This window comes from Streptomyces bluensis (assembly GCF_014650715.1).
GTDB classification, from domain to species: Bacteria; Actinomycetota; Actinomycetes; order Streptomycetales; family Streptomycetaceae; genus Streptomyces; species Streptomyces bluensis.
The window spans coordinates 190,535-205,775 of record NZ_BMVM01000009.1; the positions used below are offsets into that span (position 1 = coordinate 190,535).

Sequence of the window (15,241 nt, forward strand, 5' to 3'; positions counted from 1 at the left end):
GCCTGTATACAGGAGGGTGTGCGAGGCGGGATGGACAGGGAGTCTCATGGCCCGGGCTACCGGTAAGAGCGAAGCGGTCTACGAGCGGCTGAAGGGGGATATCGAGTCGCTGCGGCTGCGGCCGGGGGCGAAGCTCGGTGAGGTCCAGCTGAGTGAGGAGTTGGGCGCCTCGCGGACGCCGGTGCGAGAAGCCATCAGACGGCTGGCCCGGGAAGGGCTGGTCGACTTCGTGCCGGGTGAGGTGGCCCGTGTCGCCCCGATTTCTCTCGGCGGCGTGCGCGCACTGTTCGAGTTCCGGATGCTGCTGGAGCCCCGGGCAGCGGCATCGGTCGCTGCGGCGGGTGCCACCGACGAGCGGCTGCTGATCCCCTTCCGTACGCTGGAACAGCAGTTGGAGGATTTCGACGAGCACTTCCGCGCACAGGACGCTGCCGCACAGGCACGGTCGTACCAGGAGTTCTATGACATCTCCGAGGGTTTCGACCAGGCGGTGATCAGCGCGTGCCGCAACCCGTATCTGGCGCGCACGATTCGTGATCTGCGCAGCCAGACGGTACGGCTGCGGCATCTGTCCCACAGCGGGCCGCGCCGCATGCTGACCTCGCTGGAGGAGCACCGCGCGATGCTCAAGGCGATCACGAGCGGAGACGTCCAGGCCGCCGACGCGGCATCCCGGCACCATCTGGCGCAGACACTGCAGGCACTCATCGCGAGTCTGACCAGCCAGGACGTGGCACTCGGAACCGACATCCACCTCGACGTCGCGGGCTGAGCCCGGAATCTCAGCCGCGGGCTGTTTTTCTTTGGATCCCATGCTGTATACAGAACTGGATACAAGCTACATCCCACTCCGCTCGATGCGAGGGCTGTCTTATGCCGCACACCGTCGGCGCCGCCGACCTGCTGGGTTTCGCCGCGGCCGCCACCGAAGCCCATGGCGTCCCGCCCGCTGACTCCCGTCTGCTCGCGGACACGCTGGTGACCGCGGAGCTGTGGGGGCACCCGTCCCACGGAATGCTGCGACTGCCCTGGTACCTCAGCCGTATCGAGAGCGGAGCGACCACGGCCGTCACCGCCCCCGAGGTCGTGACCGACAACGGTGCCGTGCTGGTCGTGGACGGGCGGGACGGCCTGGGCCAGGTCCTCACCGACCGTGCGGTGACCTGGGGTGTGGAGCGCGCCCGGCAGCACGGCATCAGCGCGGTCGCGGTGCGCAACTCCGGTCACTTCGGCACGGCCGCCTACTTCACCCGCAAGGCCGCCGAGCAGGGCTGTGTGGCGCTGCTGGCCACCAACGCCAGCCCCGCGATGGCCCCCTGGGGCGGCCGGGAGAAGCGGATCGGCACCAACCCGTGGTCGATCGCCGCGCCGGGCGGCCGCCACGGCACGGTCGTGATGGACATCGCCAACACCGCCGTCGCGCGCGGCAAGATCTACCATGCCCGGGAGCGCGGCGAGCCGATCCCCGAGGGCTGGGCGGCCGACACCGACGGTGTGCCGACCACCGACCCGCGCCGCGCGATCGAGGGCCTGATCCTGCCCATGGCCGGCCACAAGGGCTACGCCATCTCCTTCATGTTCGACGTCCTGGCGGGCGTGCTGACGGGCAGTTCCTTCGGCTCGTCCGTCGTCGGCCCGTACCACCCCACCGGTCGCAGCGGCGTGGGGCACCTGCTGATCTGCGTCGACATCCGGTCGATGGCCCACCCGGCCGAGTTCGAGGCGCGGATGGAGGCCCTGATCGAGGAGACCAAGTCCACCCCTGCCGCCCCCGGCACGGCCGAGATCCTCGTCCCCGGAGAACCGGAGATCCGTACGGCCGAGCGGCTGCGCACCGAGGGCGTCACGGTCGTCGACGACACCTGGTCGGCCCTGGCGCGCGTCGCCGACGCCACGGCCGTACCTCTGCCCGCCTCCCTGCCTCAGCCCGCGTCCACCCCCGCCCCCGCCTCTGCCCCTGCCCCCGCATCCGCATCCGCACCCGCGCCCGAGGAGTTCCCCGCATGATCGCGCTGACCGTGTCTCTCCAGGTCGTTCCCGGCTGCCGTGACGACTTCCTGAAGGCCATCGAGGAGAACGCCGCGCGTTCCTTCGGCGACGAGCCCGGCTGCCGTTACTTCGACGTCCTCTGTGACCTGTCCGACGACCACCACTTCGTCTTTCACGAGGTCTACGACGACGAGGCCGCCGTCGAGGCCCACCGCGCCGCGCCCCACTTCAAGGTCTGGCGCGAGGCGGCGGCGAAGTACGTCGTCCCGGGCAGCCAGGTCAACACGCTCTCCCGCCGTCTGTTCCACCGCTCCTGACCAGTCCTGACCTCACCACTCCTGACACCAACGGAGCCGCCCGATGTGCACCAAGCCCGCTGAGCCGAACCTGCTGATCCACCCCGACGAGGTCGAACGCTTCGACCGCGGCGGAGGCGTCGCCACCATCCCCTACGTGGGCCGGTGGAACTCGGCGACAGCCGTCATCACCACCGGCCAGACCGTCTTCGAGCCCGGTACCGGCCTGCCCCTGCACAGCCACAACGTCGAGGAGTCGGTGCTGATCCTCGAAGGCGAGGCGACCGCGGAGATCGACGGTGAGTTCTTCGATCTGGAGGTCGGCCAGGCGACCTGGGTGCCCGCGGGCATCCCGCACCGGTTCTTCAACCGGGGTGAGGGCGTCATGCGGATCTACTGGGTCTACGGCGGCCGGGACGTCACCCGCACGATCACCGCCACCGGCGAGACCTTCGAGCACCTCTCGGAGCACGACAAGGGAGGGGCGCCCACCGCATGAGCACGAGCGCCAACACCAAGACCAACACCAACACCAACACCAACCCCACGATCGAGACCGTCAGCCCCGCCACCGGCCGGCCGATAGCCGTCTACGAGGCCTGGGACGCCGCGCGGATCGAGACCGCCGTGGGGCGGGCACACGCCGCCTCCCTCGCCTGGGCACGGGTGCCGGTCACCGAGCGGGCCGGGCGGGCGGCGCGCCTCGCGGACACGCTGCGCGAGCACGCCGGGCAGCTCGCCGAGCTGGCCGTGGCCGAGATGGGCAAGCCCGTCACCGAAGCGGCGGGAGAGGTGGAGAAGTCCGCGCTGACCGCCGACTACTACGCCCGGCAGGGCCCGGACCTCCTGGCCGACCAGCGCGTGGCCGTCGACGGCGCCGAAGCCTGGGTGGCGTACGAGCCGGCCGGGCTGCTGCTGGCGGTCATGCCATGGAACTTCCCCGTCTGGCAGGTCATGCGCTTCGCCGTTCCCGCGCTGGTGGCGGGCAACGGCATCCTGCTCAAACACGCCTCCAACGTCACCGGCAGCGCCCTCGCCCTCCAGGACCTCTTCGTGGAGGCGGGATTCCCCGACGGCCTGGTCAGCGCCCTGGTGGTCGCGGATGTGGACGTTCCCGGTGTGACCGCGCGGCTCATCGAGGACGAACGCGTCGCCGCCGTCACCCTCACCGGCAGCAACCGCGCCGGTGCGGCCGTCGGGGCGGCGGCCGGACGCGCCGCGAAGAAGTCCGTTCTGGAACTGGGCGGTTCGGACGCGTTCGTGGTCCTCGACGACGCCGACGTCGAACGAGCCGCGGCGGCCGCGGTCAAGGCCCGGTTCACGAATTCCGGGCAGAGCTGTGTGTGCGCGAAACGGTTCATCGTCGCCGCGCCCGTGGCCGACGCGTTCACCGCCGCGTTCGTGGCCGGCGTCGAAAGCCTCCGCCTCGGTGACCCGCGCGACCCGGACACCCAGGTCGGTCCCCTGGCCCGGGACGACCTGCGCGCGGCGATACAGCGGCAGGTCGAGGAGTCGGTGGCCGCCGGAGCCCGCCTGCTCACCGGGGGCAAGCCGCTGCCGGGCGAGGGCTACTTCCACCAGCCGACCGTGCTCGCCGGCACCGGGCCGGGCATGGCCGCCTTCGACGAGGAGACCTTCGGCCCGCTGGCCGCCATCGCCGTCGCCCGCGACACCGAGGACGCCGTACGACTCGCCAACGCCACCGCCTACGGGCTGGGCCTGAGCGTGTGGACCGCCGACGCGTCCCGGGGCGTCGCTGTCGCCCGCCGTATCACCAGTGGGGCCGCATTCGTCAACGCGATCGTCGCTTCCGACCCACGCCTGCCCTTCGGGGGGACCAAGCGCAGCGGCTACGGCCGTGAGCTGGCCGCCGAAGGCATCCGCGAGTTCACCAACACGCGCGCGTACTGGGTCGCCGCCTGACCGTCGATTCGCCAGGCGCGGACGGGAGCTGCCCGGCCCCTCTTGCGCGGGCGGGAGACAATGGACGGTGGCCCGTCCTCACAGGGGGGCCACCGGACGTGTACTCGGACGTGTACGAGGAGGAGAAGACATGGCGGAGCCCACGCCGCGTCGGAACGAACCGCGGCTACGCCCCGCGCCCCTGCTCTTCGAGCCCACGGAAGCGGCCACCGACCCGGAGCACTTCTTCGATCTGGAGTCGATCGACGACCCGCGGGCGCTGCTGGCCCGTGCGACGGACCTGGCGCACGCGTTCCGCGCGGCGGCGGACCGGGCCGTGGAGTTCCAGGCCATCGCAGCGGCCCAGCTCGCCGACCCGCGCCGCTTCGACCGGCTGACACCGGCGGACATCGCCGAACGGGCCGAGTGGACCGAGGACTACGCGAAGAAGATGGTCGACTTCGGCCGGGACCTGATGCGGGGGCTGGACGGGCAGGGCCCCGAGGCGCTGTGAGCGGGAGAGTGTGAGCCGGCGTCGTCGCCTCACGGTGTCCGCGGCCCGCTATCCGCGACCCGGTGTCCACGACCCGGTGTTCGCGACCCGGTGTTCGCGACCGCACCACGGCCTGCGGCTACCACGCTGGCATATGCCGGGCGGGAAGATACCCCACTCGCGCACCTCCCGTCCCGTTTTCCGGCAACCGCCCGGAATCGGGCACTCACCGCCGGTACATCTGGACGGCATGAGCGAGCACCCGCATCCGCAGAATCGTTCGGTGAGCGCGTATCCCCACCACCACGTCGACGTTCCGGGCGGCACCGCCTCGGACGTCACCTCCGAAGGGGCGGCCTGGCTTGCCTCCGCAGGAACGTATCCGCGCGGCACGCTCACGCTGTGGGAGGAACGGCCCGCCGCACCGGTCGTCCTGCCCTGCGGCAAGGTCTTCGACATCGTCAGCGTGCCCGCACTCTTCGGGCGGCGGATGCTGGACCGGCTGTGGGAGGAGGGCCCGGGTTCGGGCCCCGTGGCGACGTACCGTGGACGCACTCTCCTCTTCGCGGCCCCCGGCACCGCCCAGCGCCTGCCCTCGCTCATGGCGTGGGAGGAGTGGAGCTCGCCCGGCAGGACCGGTGCCGTACCGCCGCTGTTGTGTCACGGCACCGGTGACGCGGTGACCGTCCCGGCCCTGCGCCCCGCGCCCGAGAGCACCACCACCGCCGACCGGCTCGCGAGCCGCTGGCTCGTCGCGCCCGACACCCGCACCCCGTGGCTTCCCGGGCCCGAGGTGCTGCTGTGGGCGGCCGTCCGGGCGGCCCGTTCCGCGGTCTCCGCGGCCGTGCGGATATCGATTTTTCCTCCCGCCGACCAGGGTGCTAAGGTCTAGCACGTCAGCAGGCGCCGCTAGCTCAGTTGGTTAGAGCAGCTGACTCTTAATCAGCGGGTCCGGGGTTCGAGTCCCTGGCGGCGCACGATGTCGATGGCGAGGCATGTTCGCGGAAAGCGCGAACCTCCTCGCCATCGTTGTTTTTGCGCGGCTTTGCCGCGCGTTGTGGGGGCTTCGCCACCCACACCCCCATCCCCCCGGAGACGGGGGAACCGTGGGGTGCGGAGTGACCGTGAGGTACGAGCTGCCCCGAGGGCTCTAGTCCAGGATCGTGATCCGTACCGTCCAGGCGCCCGAGGGGGTGTGGCCGTCGACCTGGACCCGTACGTTCTCGCCCGGCACCGTGAAGCTCTCCCCCACGGCGACCGGGGCGTCCGCGAGCGGCGGGTAGACCGACTCGTCTCCGCAGGACTCGGTGCGGGGGTGGGCGTCGACGACCTCGACGGGGCCGCCGCCGGACTCGGTGCCGCTGCGGATGCGGTAGACGAGGATGCCCTGGTGGCAGACGGAGCCGTCGTTGCCCAGCGGACCCCGCGCCTCGAAGGCGAGCGCGCTGTCCCGTCCGGTCCGTACGACCGCCAGCTTCGTACCGCGCCCGGTACCGAAGGGGACCGGGTCCTCGGCCTCGATGACCTGGTCGCCGACCCCGAACGCCCTCGTCCCCAGTGCCTGCCCGCCGTCCGCACCGGCCTCCGGCCCGGCTGCCCCCGCCGCCCCGGCCGTCGTGGCCCCGTCCGGCGCCGGCCCCGCCGACAGCGGCTCCAGCGTCAGGCGTGTCACACCCGACCCTCGTACGCACGCCACCTGGTGCGATTCCAGCCAGCCGAGTTTCCACTTGTGCCAGCCGAAGAGGTCCGGGGCGAGGCCGAACTGGCTGCCCATGAGGTCCCAGTCGCCGACGTAGGTGTCCCAGTCGCCCTTGCCGTCGGTGGGGCGGTGGTAGAGGTCGGGCAGGTCGAAGACGTGGCCGGTCTCGTGGGCGAGGACGAGGCGGTCCGGGGGATGGTTCTCGAAGACGGTGACGACACGGCGGATCAGCGTGCCGTCGGCCTCCAGCGGCGTGTCGAGGTTGACGACCTTCGTCGCGTCCGAGTCGACGCCCGGGGCGTCCGGGTCGGCGACGAAGTACACGATGTCGTAGGCCGAGAAGTCGATCCGGTCGTCGGCCGCGCGCATGGCGTCGCGCAGGTAGGCGGTCCGGTGCTCGGCGTCCCAGTCGCGCTCTATGGCGTAGGCCGTGGACGGCTGCGGCATCTGGATCCAGTCGTTCCGCGGGTGCGGGCGCAGCGTGAACTTGCCGTACGAGGCGCGTTCGAAGAAGCGGCTGGTGGCAGGGAAGTGGTCGGCGGTCAGTTCGGCCGGTGTGGTCAGCGGGGTCGAGTCCGGGAAGGACAGGAAGACCATCAGGGCGTCGAGGGAGCGGGTGGGGCGCGGGTAGGAGGCGTTCCAGGTGTCGACGCCCTCCGAGTGGTGGGCGCCGGTCCGCTTCAGCGCGCAGGCCTCCGACAGGGGCACGGCCACCGAGGGCGCGGCGATCAGTGAGGTCGCGGCGAGGGCGGTCAGCGCCATGAACACGGCGGCGGTGCTCCGCAGACTCGGTGACCTGCCGGGGGTGCCCACCCCCAGGACGAGCGCCTTCACCGTGCGTCGGATTCCAGCGCGTGCGCGCGCCCCGAGGAGCCCGTGGATGAGTCCTTTCGTGGGGAGCGGGCGCGACACATGAACCTCCGGAGGCGAGCTTCGGTGACATCGCACCCAGATTGTGATAGTTCGTAGCGATTTGCCTTGTTTGCGCGGTCCGGACGGGTGAGGGGGATTCCGAGCGCCGACACCCCGGGAGCTCACGGAACGTCACAATCGGTCGACCCACGGAACGAAGCCGTCCAGGGACGGGCAGAAACGATCTGTCAGAACCGAGGGGTGTTCCGGGACACTGAAGTGTGGCTGCACGGGCCTGAGGGCAGCCTCTATGATCGGCACACTTTCCTGCACGGACACGGCTTGAGCGGCGACCCGCACCCGGTCTGCCGCCCCGACGCGAGACACGAGATCTGTACGTACGACGAGCGCACTGCGGGAGCGAACGGTGAGCGGAACATCCGAAGGGCAGGCGCCCGCGGTGGATCTGGTCCAGCCGATCGTCACAGAGCGTGACACCTGCACAGCACCTCGTACCCCCACGCCCTTCAGCACGACACTGGCGTCACCGACGCCCCATGCGTTCCGTGCCGCCTTCGGCGCGGCGCCGCTCGCCATGGCCGTGGTGAACCGCAAGGGGCTGGTGGTCACCGCCAACGACGCGATGGGCGCGCTGCTCGGGGGCGGGACGGAACGGCTGGTCGGGCGGGTTGCCGCCGATCTGGTGGACCTCGCCTCGGACGCCCGCACCGGGCATGCGTACCGCGAGATGCTGCGCGGCCGCCAGGCCCGGCTGTACTGCACACGCCGCATCAGGCACCCCGACGGACGCTCCCTCTGGGTGCAGGTGACGGTGTCGCCGCTGCCCAGGGAGGCGGCCGTACCGGGTGAGCCGACGGGCACCGCTGCGGGGGGCGCGCTCACGGATTCCGGCGAACCGGCGCACCACCAGAGCGACTTCGGCCACTCCGCACAACGGCTGCCGGACCCGGCGAGACCGGCGCACCGCCCGGTCGAGGCCGACGGGACCGTATCCAAACCGGCCAACTTCCGTACCTCCGCCGCCTCCACCGCCGCCCTTCAGGCGCAGCCCGTCGTCCTGCTGTCCATCGCCGACATCACCGACCGCCGTGAACTCCAGGCGCGGCTGCGGGACTTGCAGATGCACGACCCGGTGACCCGGCTGCCCAACCGGACGCTCTTCTTCGAGCGGCTGTCGGCGGCGCTGGAGGCGGAGGCGTACGAGGAGAGCGGGACCGGCCGGATCGGGCTCTGCTACCTGGATCTGGACGGCTTCAAGGCGATCAACGACACGCTCGGGCACCGGGCAGGCGACCGGCTCCTCGCGGCCGTCGCCAAGAGGCTCACGCGATGCGCCGAGGAGGCGGGGTGCGCCCGGACGAGCGAGCCGCTGGTGGCCCGGCTCGGCGGTGACGAGTTCGCGCTGCTCGTCGAGGACTCCACCGGCACCGACCAGCTCTCCGAGCTCGCGGACTCCGTACTGAAGGCCGTGCAGGCGCCGTTCGACATCGCCGGCCGGCGGCTGTCCGTCTCGGCGTCGATCGGTGTGGTGGAGCGGCGCGTGGCGGGCACGACCGCGACGGCTCTGATGCAGGCCGCCGACACGACGCTGTACTGGGCGAAGGCCGACGGCAAGTCCCGCTGGACGCTCTTCGACCCCGAGCGCAACGCGAACCGGATGACCCGTCAGGCCCTGTCCTCCACGCTCCGGCCGGCCGTCGACCGCGGTGAGTTCGTCCTGGAGTACCAGCCGTTGGTGGACATGGAGTGCGGCGAGGTGCGCGGTGTCGAGGCGCTGGTGCGCTGGAACCACCCGCAGTTCGGCACGCTACAGCCGAATCGGTTCATCTCCCTGGCCGAGGAGGACGGTTCCATCGTGCAGCTCGGCCGGTGGGTCCTCGCCACCGCGTGCCGGCAGGCGCGGCGCTGGCAGCTCGACCACCCCGACCGGGCACCGCTCTTCATCAGCGTGAACGTGGCCGTGCGCCAGGTCTGGGACTCCGACCTGGTCGCGGACGTGGCGGAGATCCTCGCGGAGACGGGCCTGCCTCCGCACCTGCTCCAGCTCGAACTCACCGAGTCGGCGGTCATGGGCTCCGCCGGCCGCCCGCTCCAGGCCCTCCAGGCGCTGAGCGACATGGGCGTACGCATCGCCATCGACGACTTCGGCACCGGGTACTCGAACCTCGCCTACCTCAGCCGGCTGCCGGTCTCCGTGCTGAAGCTGGACGGGGCGTTCGTACGCGGCTTCCAGTACGAGAACGGCGAGTACGAGAACGGGAACGGGGACGGGAACGGGAACGGGAACCGGAACGGCGAGGGCGCCGAAGTCGAACCGACCCCCGCCGACGAGGTCATCGTCGAGGCGCTCGTCCAGCTCGCCCACCGGCTCGGGCTCACGGTCACCGCCGAGTGCGTGGAGACGTCCTCGCAGGCGTCACGGCTGCGGCGCATCGGCTGTGACACCGGTCAGGGGTGGCTGTACTCGCGGCCGGTGCCGGCGGATCGTATCGCCGCGCTGCTGACGACGGTGACCTGTCCTCAGGCCTGACCGACTTCGGGCGCTGAATGACCCGGTCCCAGGCCTGGGCTGCTCGGCTCACGCCGTCGGCAACCCGTAGGCGTCCGCGATCAGTTCGTACGAGCGCAGGCGCAGGTCCGGGCTGTGGGCGTGGGAGGTGATCATCAACTCGTCGGCGCCCGTGCGCTTGTGGAGGTCGTCGAGGCCGGCGCGGACCTCCTCCACCGTGCCGTGGATGACGTTGGAGTTCCAGCTCGCGATGAACTCCCGCTCCATCGGGCTGAACTCGTACGCCTCCGCCTCCTCCGGGGTGGGCACCAGGCCCGGTCGGCCCGTGCGCAGGCGAACCATGTTCAGCGCGGCGGCCATGACCTGACGGCGGGCATCCCTCTCGTCCTCGGCGGCGAGGGCGGAGACGCCGATGAGGGCGTACGGCTCGTCCAGGACGGCGGAGGGCCGGAAGGACTCGCGGTACAGGTCGAGGGCCGGGATCGTGTTCTGCGCGGAGAAGTGGTGCGCGAAGGCGAAGGGCAGGCCGAGGGCGGCGGCGAGGCGGGCGCTGAAGCCGGAGGAACCAAGGAGCCAGACGGGCGGGCGGTGCGGGGACTGTACGCCGCCGGGGGACGTGCTCTGGACGGGGCCCGGGACGGCGTGGATACGGCTGTAGGGGTGGCCGTCGGGGAAGTCGTCGTCCAGGAAGCGGGTGAGCTCCGCGAGCTGCTCGGGGAAGTCGTCGGCGCCTTCGCGCAGACGGTCCGTGCGGCGGAGGGCTGCGGCTGTGGCGCCGTCCGTGCCCGGGGCGCGCCCGAGGCCCAGGTCGATACGGCCCGGCGCCATCGCCTCCAGGGTGCCGAACTGCTCCGCTATGACCAGGGGGGCGTGGTTGGGGAGCATCACGCCGCCCGAGCCGAGGCGGATGCGGCTGGTGTGGGCGGCGAGGTGGGCGAGGATCACGGCGGGGGAGCTCGATGCCACGCCCGGCATGGAGTGGTGCTCGGCGACCCAGTAACGGTGGTAGCCACGGGACTCCGCGAGGCGGGACAGTTCGACGCTGGCCCGGAGGGCGTCGGTGGCGGTGCGGCCTGCTCCGACGGTGACCAGGTCCAGGACGGAGAGGGGGACGGGGGCGGTGCCCTGTGCCATGCCTCGGATCTCGTCTGCCGTCACGGTGGGTGCCTCCTGTGGTTGTGCCGTGCGTGGTGCGGTGCCCGCGCCGGTCAACAGGAGGCTCACTCCGCTTATTCCCGGGGTCGTTTTGTTCCCGGGGCCGTGCGCGGGCGGCGCCCGCCTGTCGGGCGGCACGGGGCTCACACCTGCACGATCGGCTCCTTCGTGAACAGCGTGCCGAGCTGGGGGACGTTCACCCGGCGGTCGGCCAGGCGCAGGGCCTCCCAGACGGTGACCTGGTTGGCGGTGAGGACCGGCTTGGACAGGGCGGACTCCAGGGCCTGGAGGTGGGACGCCGTGTGGAGGGCGGTGTCCGGGAGCAGGACCAGCTCCGCCTCCGGGTGGTCGCCCGCGCGGGCCAGCGCCAAGACCTCGTCCACGCCCCACGTACCGACCTCCGCCGCCGTGATGATGCCGGAGGAGCAGATCGAGACGACCTCCACTCCCGCGTCCTTCAGGAAGGCCGCGAAGAGCTCCGCCACGTCCTGGGGGTACGTCGCCGCGACCGCCACCCGCCGGGCCCCGAGCTCCCGTACCGCGTGCGCGAAGGCGAAGGAGGTCGAGGACGCGGGCATGCCGGCGGTACGCGCCAGGGTGCGGACCTGCTCCTGGGCGCCGTCCCAGCCGTATACGAAGCTTCCGGACGTGCACGCCCAGACGACGGCCTCGGCGCCGGACAGACGCAGTTCCTCCACGCCGGCCGCGAGGCGTTCCGGCGAGCCCATCTCCCGTAGCGCGTCCTCACGGTGCGCGTCCTCGCCGATGTCCGTGTGGACCAGGGGGAGGCGGATGTCGCTGGCGAGGAGCTGTTCGATGCGCGGGTAGTCGTCCTCGGCGGAGTGGCCCGGGTAGAGGAAACCGAGTGCGGTCATGTCCAGCCTTCCTGCTGCTCTTCTTCCGGCAGTACGGGGCTCCGGCGCGCCGACTCGTCCAGCAGCGCCTGGTAGGGGCCCACGGCTCGGGTACCCAGATGGCGCAGCGCCGCCCACATCGTCACCTGGTTGGCCGAGATCACCGGCATGCGCAGTTCCGCTTCCAGTTGCGGGATGACGTCGTAGGTCGGGAGGTTCGTGCAGCTGATGAAGAGGGCGTCCGCCGGGGCGCGGACCGCCCTGCGGGCCATGTTGACCACATCCCGGTACGGGACCTTCCAGATGTGCCGGGTGAGGCCCATGAACGCGCGGCCGGTGACCGTGATGCCCGCCTCGGCCAGGTACCCCTCCAGCGCCAGGGTCACCGAGACGGTGTAGGGCGTGACGAGTGCGAGCCGGCGTACGCCCAGCTCGTTCAGGGCGTCCAGAAGGGCACCCGAGGTGGTGACCGAGGGCACGGCTCCCGCCCTGGTCATCGCCTCGCACATGGCCCGCTCCCCCGCGACACCGCCGACGAAACTGCCGGAGGTGCAGGCGTACGCGACGACCTCGGGCGCGATCGCGTTGAGCGTTCGGACCGCGTCACCGAGTGTCTCGTGCTCGCTGACCAGCCGCGCCAGGTCGAGACTGACCTCCACCGGCACGTACGGGGTCCGTGTGAGATGGAGTGAGATCTCGTCGGGCATCCATCGCCACAGCTCGCGGTCGAGCGCGAAATCGAAGGGGGCCACGACACCGACACCGCGCTGGGAGCGCGGACCGCCGAGAAAAGAGACGTCCATGGCAGGCACCGCCTTCACGAAGGGGGAGGCTGGGGCAACGGTCTGCGTCCGCAACCATGTTGACGAAGGTAGGTTCGGGTGCGAGCGTGGTCAATCCGCGCATCTCAGACAGCCCGATGTCCGGTTCACCACCTACGAGCCCCACCGGAAACGCCAGGAAAGCGCCCGGGAAGTACCAGGAAAGCACCCGGAAGACAGTCGGCGCACCTTCTTCAGAGCTTCAGAGAACGAACCCTCGAACGAACCCTCCTCAGAGAAGCTGACGCACGTTGCGAAACGGTTTCCCAAAGATGTCCGAGAAAATCCTTCTTGTCCTGGATGCCGATCCGCCGCCCCGCCTCGGGCGGCTCACCGGGCGGACCCGGATCCTGCACACGGACGCGCCCTCGCTGGCCGAGCACCTGCCGCGCGCCGATGTCCTGCTCGTCTGGGACTTCACCTCGCGCGCCGTGCGCGAGGCCTGGCCGGGCGAGGGTCCGAGGCCGCGCTGGGTGCACACGGCGAGCGCGGGCGTGGACCACCTCATGTGCCCGGAACTCGCCGCCTCGGACACGGTGGTGACCAACGCGCGCGGCGTCTTCGACCAGCCGATCGCCGAGTACGTGGCCGCGCTCGTGCTGGCCTGGGCGAAGGACCTGCCGCGCACCGCCACGCTCCAGCGCGCCCACGAGTGGCGGCACCGGGAGACACAGCGGGTGGCGGGGACGCGAGCCGTCGTCGTCGGGTCGGGGCCCATCGGCCAGGCCATCGCCGGCACGCTCAAAGCTCTCGGGATCAGCGCCGCCCTGGTCGGGCGCACCGAGCGCCCCGGTATCCACGGCCCCGAGGATCTGGACCGGCTGCTGGCCCGCGCCGACTGGGTGGTCGCGGCCGCCCCGCTGACGCGGACCACGTACGGCATGTTCGACGCCCACCGGTTCGGGATCATGCAGCCGTCGGCGCGGTTCATCAATGTCGGACGTGGGCCGCTCGTGGTGGAGGACGCGCTGGTGGAGGCGCTGTCGCGGCAGTGGATCGCCGGTGCGGCGCTGGACGTCTTCGAGCGCGAGCCGCTGCCGCCGGACGACCCGCTGTGGGACGTGCCGGGCCTGGTCGTCTCCCCCCACATGAGCGGGGACACGGTGGGCTGGCGGGACGAGCTGGGAACGCAGTTCGTCGAGTTGTACGAGCTGTGGGAGGCGGGAAAGCCGCTGCCGAACGTGGTCGACAAGAAGCGTGGGTACGTACCTGGACACTGAGCTGCCGAGTTCTCTGGAGGGCGGGCGGATGACCGGACTCACCGAACTGACCGCGGTACAACTCGTCGACGGCTACCGCAAGGGCGAATTCAGCCCCGTGGAAGCGACCCGGGCGGCCCTGGAACGGGCGCGTCTCATCCAGCCGGCCGTGAACGCCTTCGTACGCCTGGACCCGGACGGCGCGCTCGCCCGGGCGCGGGAGTCCGAGGAGCGCTGGCGGCGCGGGGAGCCCGCCGGGCTGCTCGACGGGGTGCCGGTGACGGTGAAGGACATCCTGTTGCAGCGTGGCGCACCGACCCTGAAGGGCTCCAGGGCGATCTCCCCGGACGGAAGGTGGGACGAGGACGCGCCGTCCGTGGCCCGGCTGCGCGAGCACGGCGCGGTGTTCCTCGGCAAGACGACGACCCCGGAGTTCGGCTGGAAGGGCGTCACGGACTCACCGCTGTCCGGGGTGACGCGGAACCCGTACGACGTGTCGCGCACGGCGGGTGGTTCGAGCGGGGGCGCGGCGGCCGCCGTGGCGCTCGGGGCCGGGCCGCTGGCGCTCGGCACGGACGGCGGCGGCAGCGTACGCATTCCGGCCTCCTTCTGCGGAACCTTCGGGCTGAAGCCGACGTACGGGCGGGTGCCGCTCTATCCCGCGAGCGCCTTCGGCACCCTGGCGCACGTGGGTCCGCTGACCCGGGACGCCGCCGACGCCGCGCTGGCGCTGGACGTGATCAGCGGCCCGGACGCGCGGGACTGGTCCGCGCTCGGACCGGTGACCGGCTCGTTCACGGACGCCCTGCGGGGCGGGGTGCACGGGTTGCGGGTCGCGTACTCGCCCTCGCTCGGCGGGCAGGTACCCGTACGGCCCGGGGTCGCGGCGGCGGTGCGGCGGGCCGTGGAGCAGCTGGCCGGGCTGGGGGCGTACGTCTCGGAGACGGACCCCGACCTGACGGAGCCCCTGGCCGCGTTCCATGTGCTGTGGTTCAGCGGGGCGGCCCGGGTCGTCCAGCACTTCGGGCCGCACCAGCGGGAGGTGCTGGATCCGGGGCTGCGGGAGATCTGCGCGCTCGGGGAGCGCTTCAGTGCGCTGGACTATCTGGCCGCGGTGGATGTGCGGATGGAACTCGGGCGGCGGATGGGCGGCTTCCACGAGTCGTACGACGTGCTGGTGACGCCGACGCTGCCGATCACCGCGTTCGAGGCGGGGGCCGAGGTTCCCAAGGGGTCGGGGCATCGGCGCTGGACGGGGTGGACCCCGTTCACGTACCCCTTCAACATGACGCAGCAGCCGGCGGCGAGTGTGCCGGTGGGGGTGGACGGGGACGGGCTGCCGGTGGGCTTGCAGGTGGTGGCGGCCCGGCATCGGGACGATCTTGTGTTGCGGGTGGCTCATGCGTTGTACGAGGCGGGGGTGGCGGGGGTGGCGGCCCCTGCGGCGTAGT

The 15,241-nt window shown here is 71.5% G+C and carries 14 protein-coding genes and 1 tRNA gene; 11 read left to right on the forward strand and 4 right to left on the reverse strand.

Features of this window, described 5'->3' with window-relative positions:
• The first annotated feature begins 46 nt into the window (after positions 1–46).
• From IE262_RS22770 to IE262_RS22805, 8 genes are all read left to right on the forward strand, one after another.
• Positions 47–772, forward strand: a complete 726-nt coding sequence (locus IE262_RS22770) for a GntR family transcriptional regulator (RefSeq protein WP_189876084.1) — start codon at positions 47–49, stop codon at positions 770–772.
• A 101-nt stretch (positions 773–873) separates the two neighbouring features.
• Positions 874–2,007 carry an Ldh family oxidoreductase gene (locus IE262_RS22775; RefSeq protein WP_189876086.1) on the forward strand — a complete coding sequence of 378 codons (1,134 nt, stop codon included), beginning with the start codon at positions 874–876 and terminating at the stop codon, positions 2,005–2,007.
• The gene (locus tag IE262_RS22780) at positions 2,004–2,306 is read left to right on the forward strand and encodes a putative quinol monooxygenase (protein ID WP_189876088.1); all 303 of its coding nucleotides are present in this window, start codon (positions 2,004–2,006) and stop codon (positions 2,304–2,306) included. Before IE262_RS22775 ends, IE262_RS22780 begins: the two co-directional genes overlap by 4 nt.
• Positions 2,307–2,349: 43 nt before the next feature.
• Positions 2,350–2,784, forward strand: coding sequence for a cupin domain-containing protein (locus IE262_RS22785; protein WP_189876090.1), 435 nt, complete (start codon positions 2,350–2,352; stop codon positions 2,782–2,784).
• Positions 2,781–4,208 carry an aldehyde dehydrogenase family protein gene (locus tag IE262_RS22790; protein ID WP_189876092.1) on the forward strand — a complete coding sequence of 476 codons (1,428 nt, stop codon included), beginning with the start codon at positions 2,781–2,783 and terminating at the stop codon, positions 4,206–4,208. The genes IE262_RS22785 and IE262_RS22790 overlap by 4 nt, the downstream gene beginning before the upstream one ends.
• A gap of 130 nt (positions 4,209–4,338) precedes the next feature.
• Positions 4,339–4,701: a DUF8844 domain-containing protein gene (locus IE262_RS22795; RefSeq protein WP_134035671.1), complete on the forward strand. Its 363-nt coding sequence runs from the start codon at positions 4,339–4,341 to the stop codon at positions 4,699–4,701.
• A 229-nt stretch (positions 4,702–4,930) separates the two neighbouring features.
• Positions 4,931–5,572 carry a bifunctional DNA primase/polymerase gene (locus tag IE262_RS22800; RefSeq protein ID WP_134035668.1) on the forward strand — a complete coding sequence of 214 codons (642 nt, stop codon included), beginning with the start codon at positions 4,931–4,933 and terminating at the stop codon, positions 5,570–5,572.
• Between the two features lie 11 nt (positions 5,573–5,583).
• Positions 5,584–5,657 (forward strand) — tRNA-Lys (locus tag IE262_RS22805).
• Positions 5,658–5,830: 173 nt separating this feature from the next.
• On the opposite strand, the gene IE262_RS22810 is transcribed toward IE262_RS22805, so the two are convergent.
• Positions 5,831–7,291 carry a M6 family metalloprotease domain-containing protein gene (locus tag IE262_RS22810; protein WP_373305104.1) on the reverse strand — a complete coding sequence of 487 codons (1,461 nt, stop codon included), beginning with the start codon at positions 7,289–7,291 and terminating at the stop codon, positions 5,831–5,833.
• A gap of 478 nt (positions 7,292–7,769) precedes the next feature.
• Here IE262_RS22810 and IE262_RS22820 point away from each other — a divergent pair, with 478 nt between their 5' ends.
• Positions 7,770–9,782, forward strand: coding sequence for a putative bifunctional diguanylate cyclase/phosphodiesterase (locus IE262_RS22820; RefSeq protein WP_373305110.1), 2,013 nt, complete (start codon positions 7,770–7,772; stop codon positions 9,780–9,782).
• A 48-nt stretch (positions 9,783–9,830) separates the two neighbouring features.
• On the opposite strand, the gene IE262_RS22825 is transcribed toward IE262_RS22820, so the two are convergent.
• The 3 genes from IE262_RS22825 to IE262_RS22835 form a co-directional block, all read right to left on the reverse strand.
• Positions 9,831–10,895 carry an LLM class flavin-dependent oxidoreductase gene (locus tag IE262_RS22825; RefSeq protein WP_134035975.1) on the reverse strand — a complete coding sequence of 355 codons (1,065 nt, stop codon included), beginning with the start codon at positions 10,893–10,895 and terminating at the stop codon, positions 9,831–9,833.
• A 164-nt stretch (positions 10,896–11,059) separates the two neighbouring features.
• Entirely contained in the window at positions 11,060–11,791 is a 732-nt protein-coding gene (locus IE262_RS22830; protein ID WP_134035665.1) for a maleate cis-trans isomerase family protein, read from the reverse strand.
• On the reverse strand, positions 11,788–12,573 hold the full coding sequence (locus IE262_RS22835) for a maleate cis-trans isomerase family protein (protein ID WP_134035662.1): 786 nt from the start codon (positions 12,571–12,573) through the stop codon (positions 11,788–11,790). The genes IE262_RS22830 and IE262_RS22835 overlap by 4 nt, the downstream gene beginning before the upstream one ends.
• Positions 12,574–12,863: 290 nt before the next feature.
• Here IE262_RS22835 and IE262_RS22840 point away from each other — a divergent pair, with 290 nt between their 5' ends.
• Positions 12,864–13,811, forward strand: a complete 948-nt coding sequence (locus tag IE262_RS22840) for a D-2-hydroxyacid dehydrogenase (RefSeq protein WP_134035660.1) — start codon at positions 12,864–12,866, stop codon at positions 13,809–13,811.
• Between the two features lie 28 nt (positions 13,812–13,839).
• Positions 13,840–15,240, forward strand: coding sequence for an amidase (locus IE262_RS22845; protein ID WP_189876094.1), 1,401 nt, complete (start codon positions 13,840–13,842; stop codon positions 15,238–15,240).
• Position 15,241 lies beyond the last annotated feature (1 nt).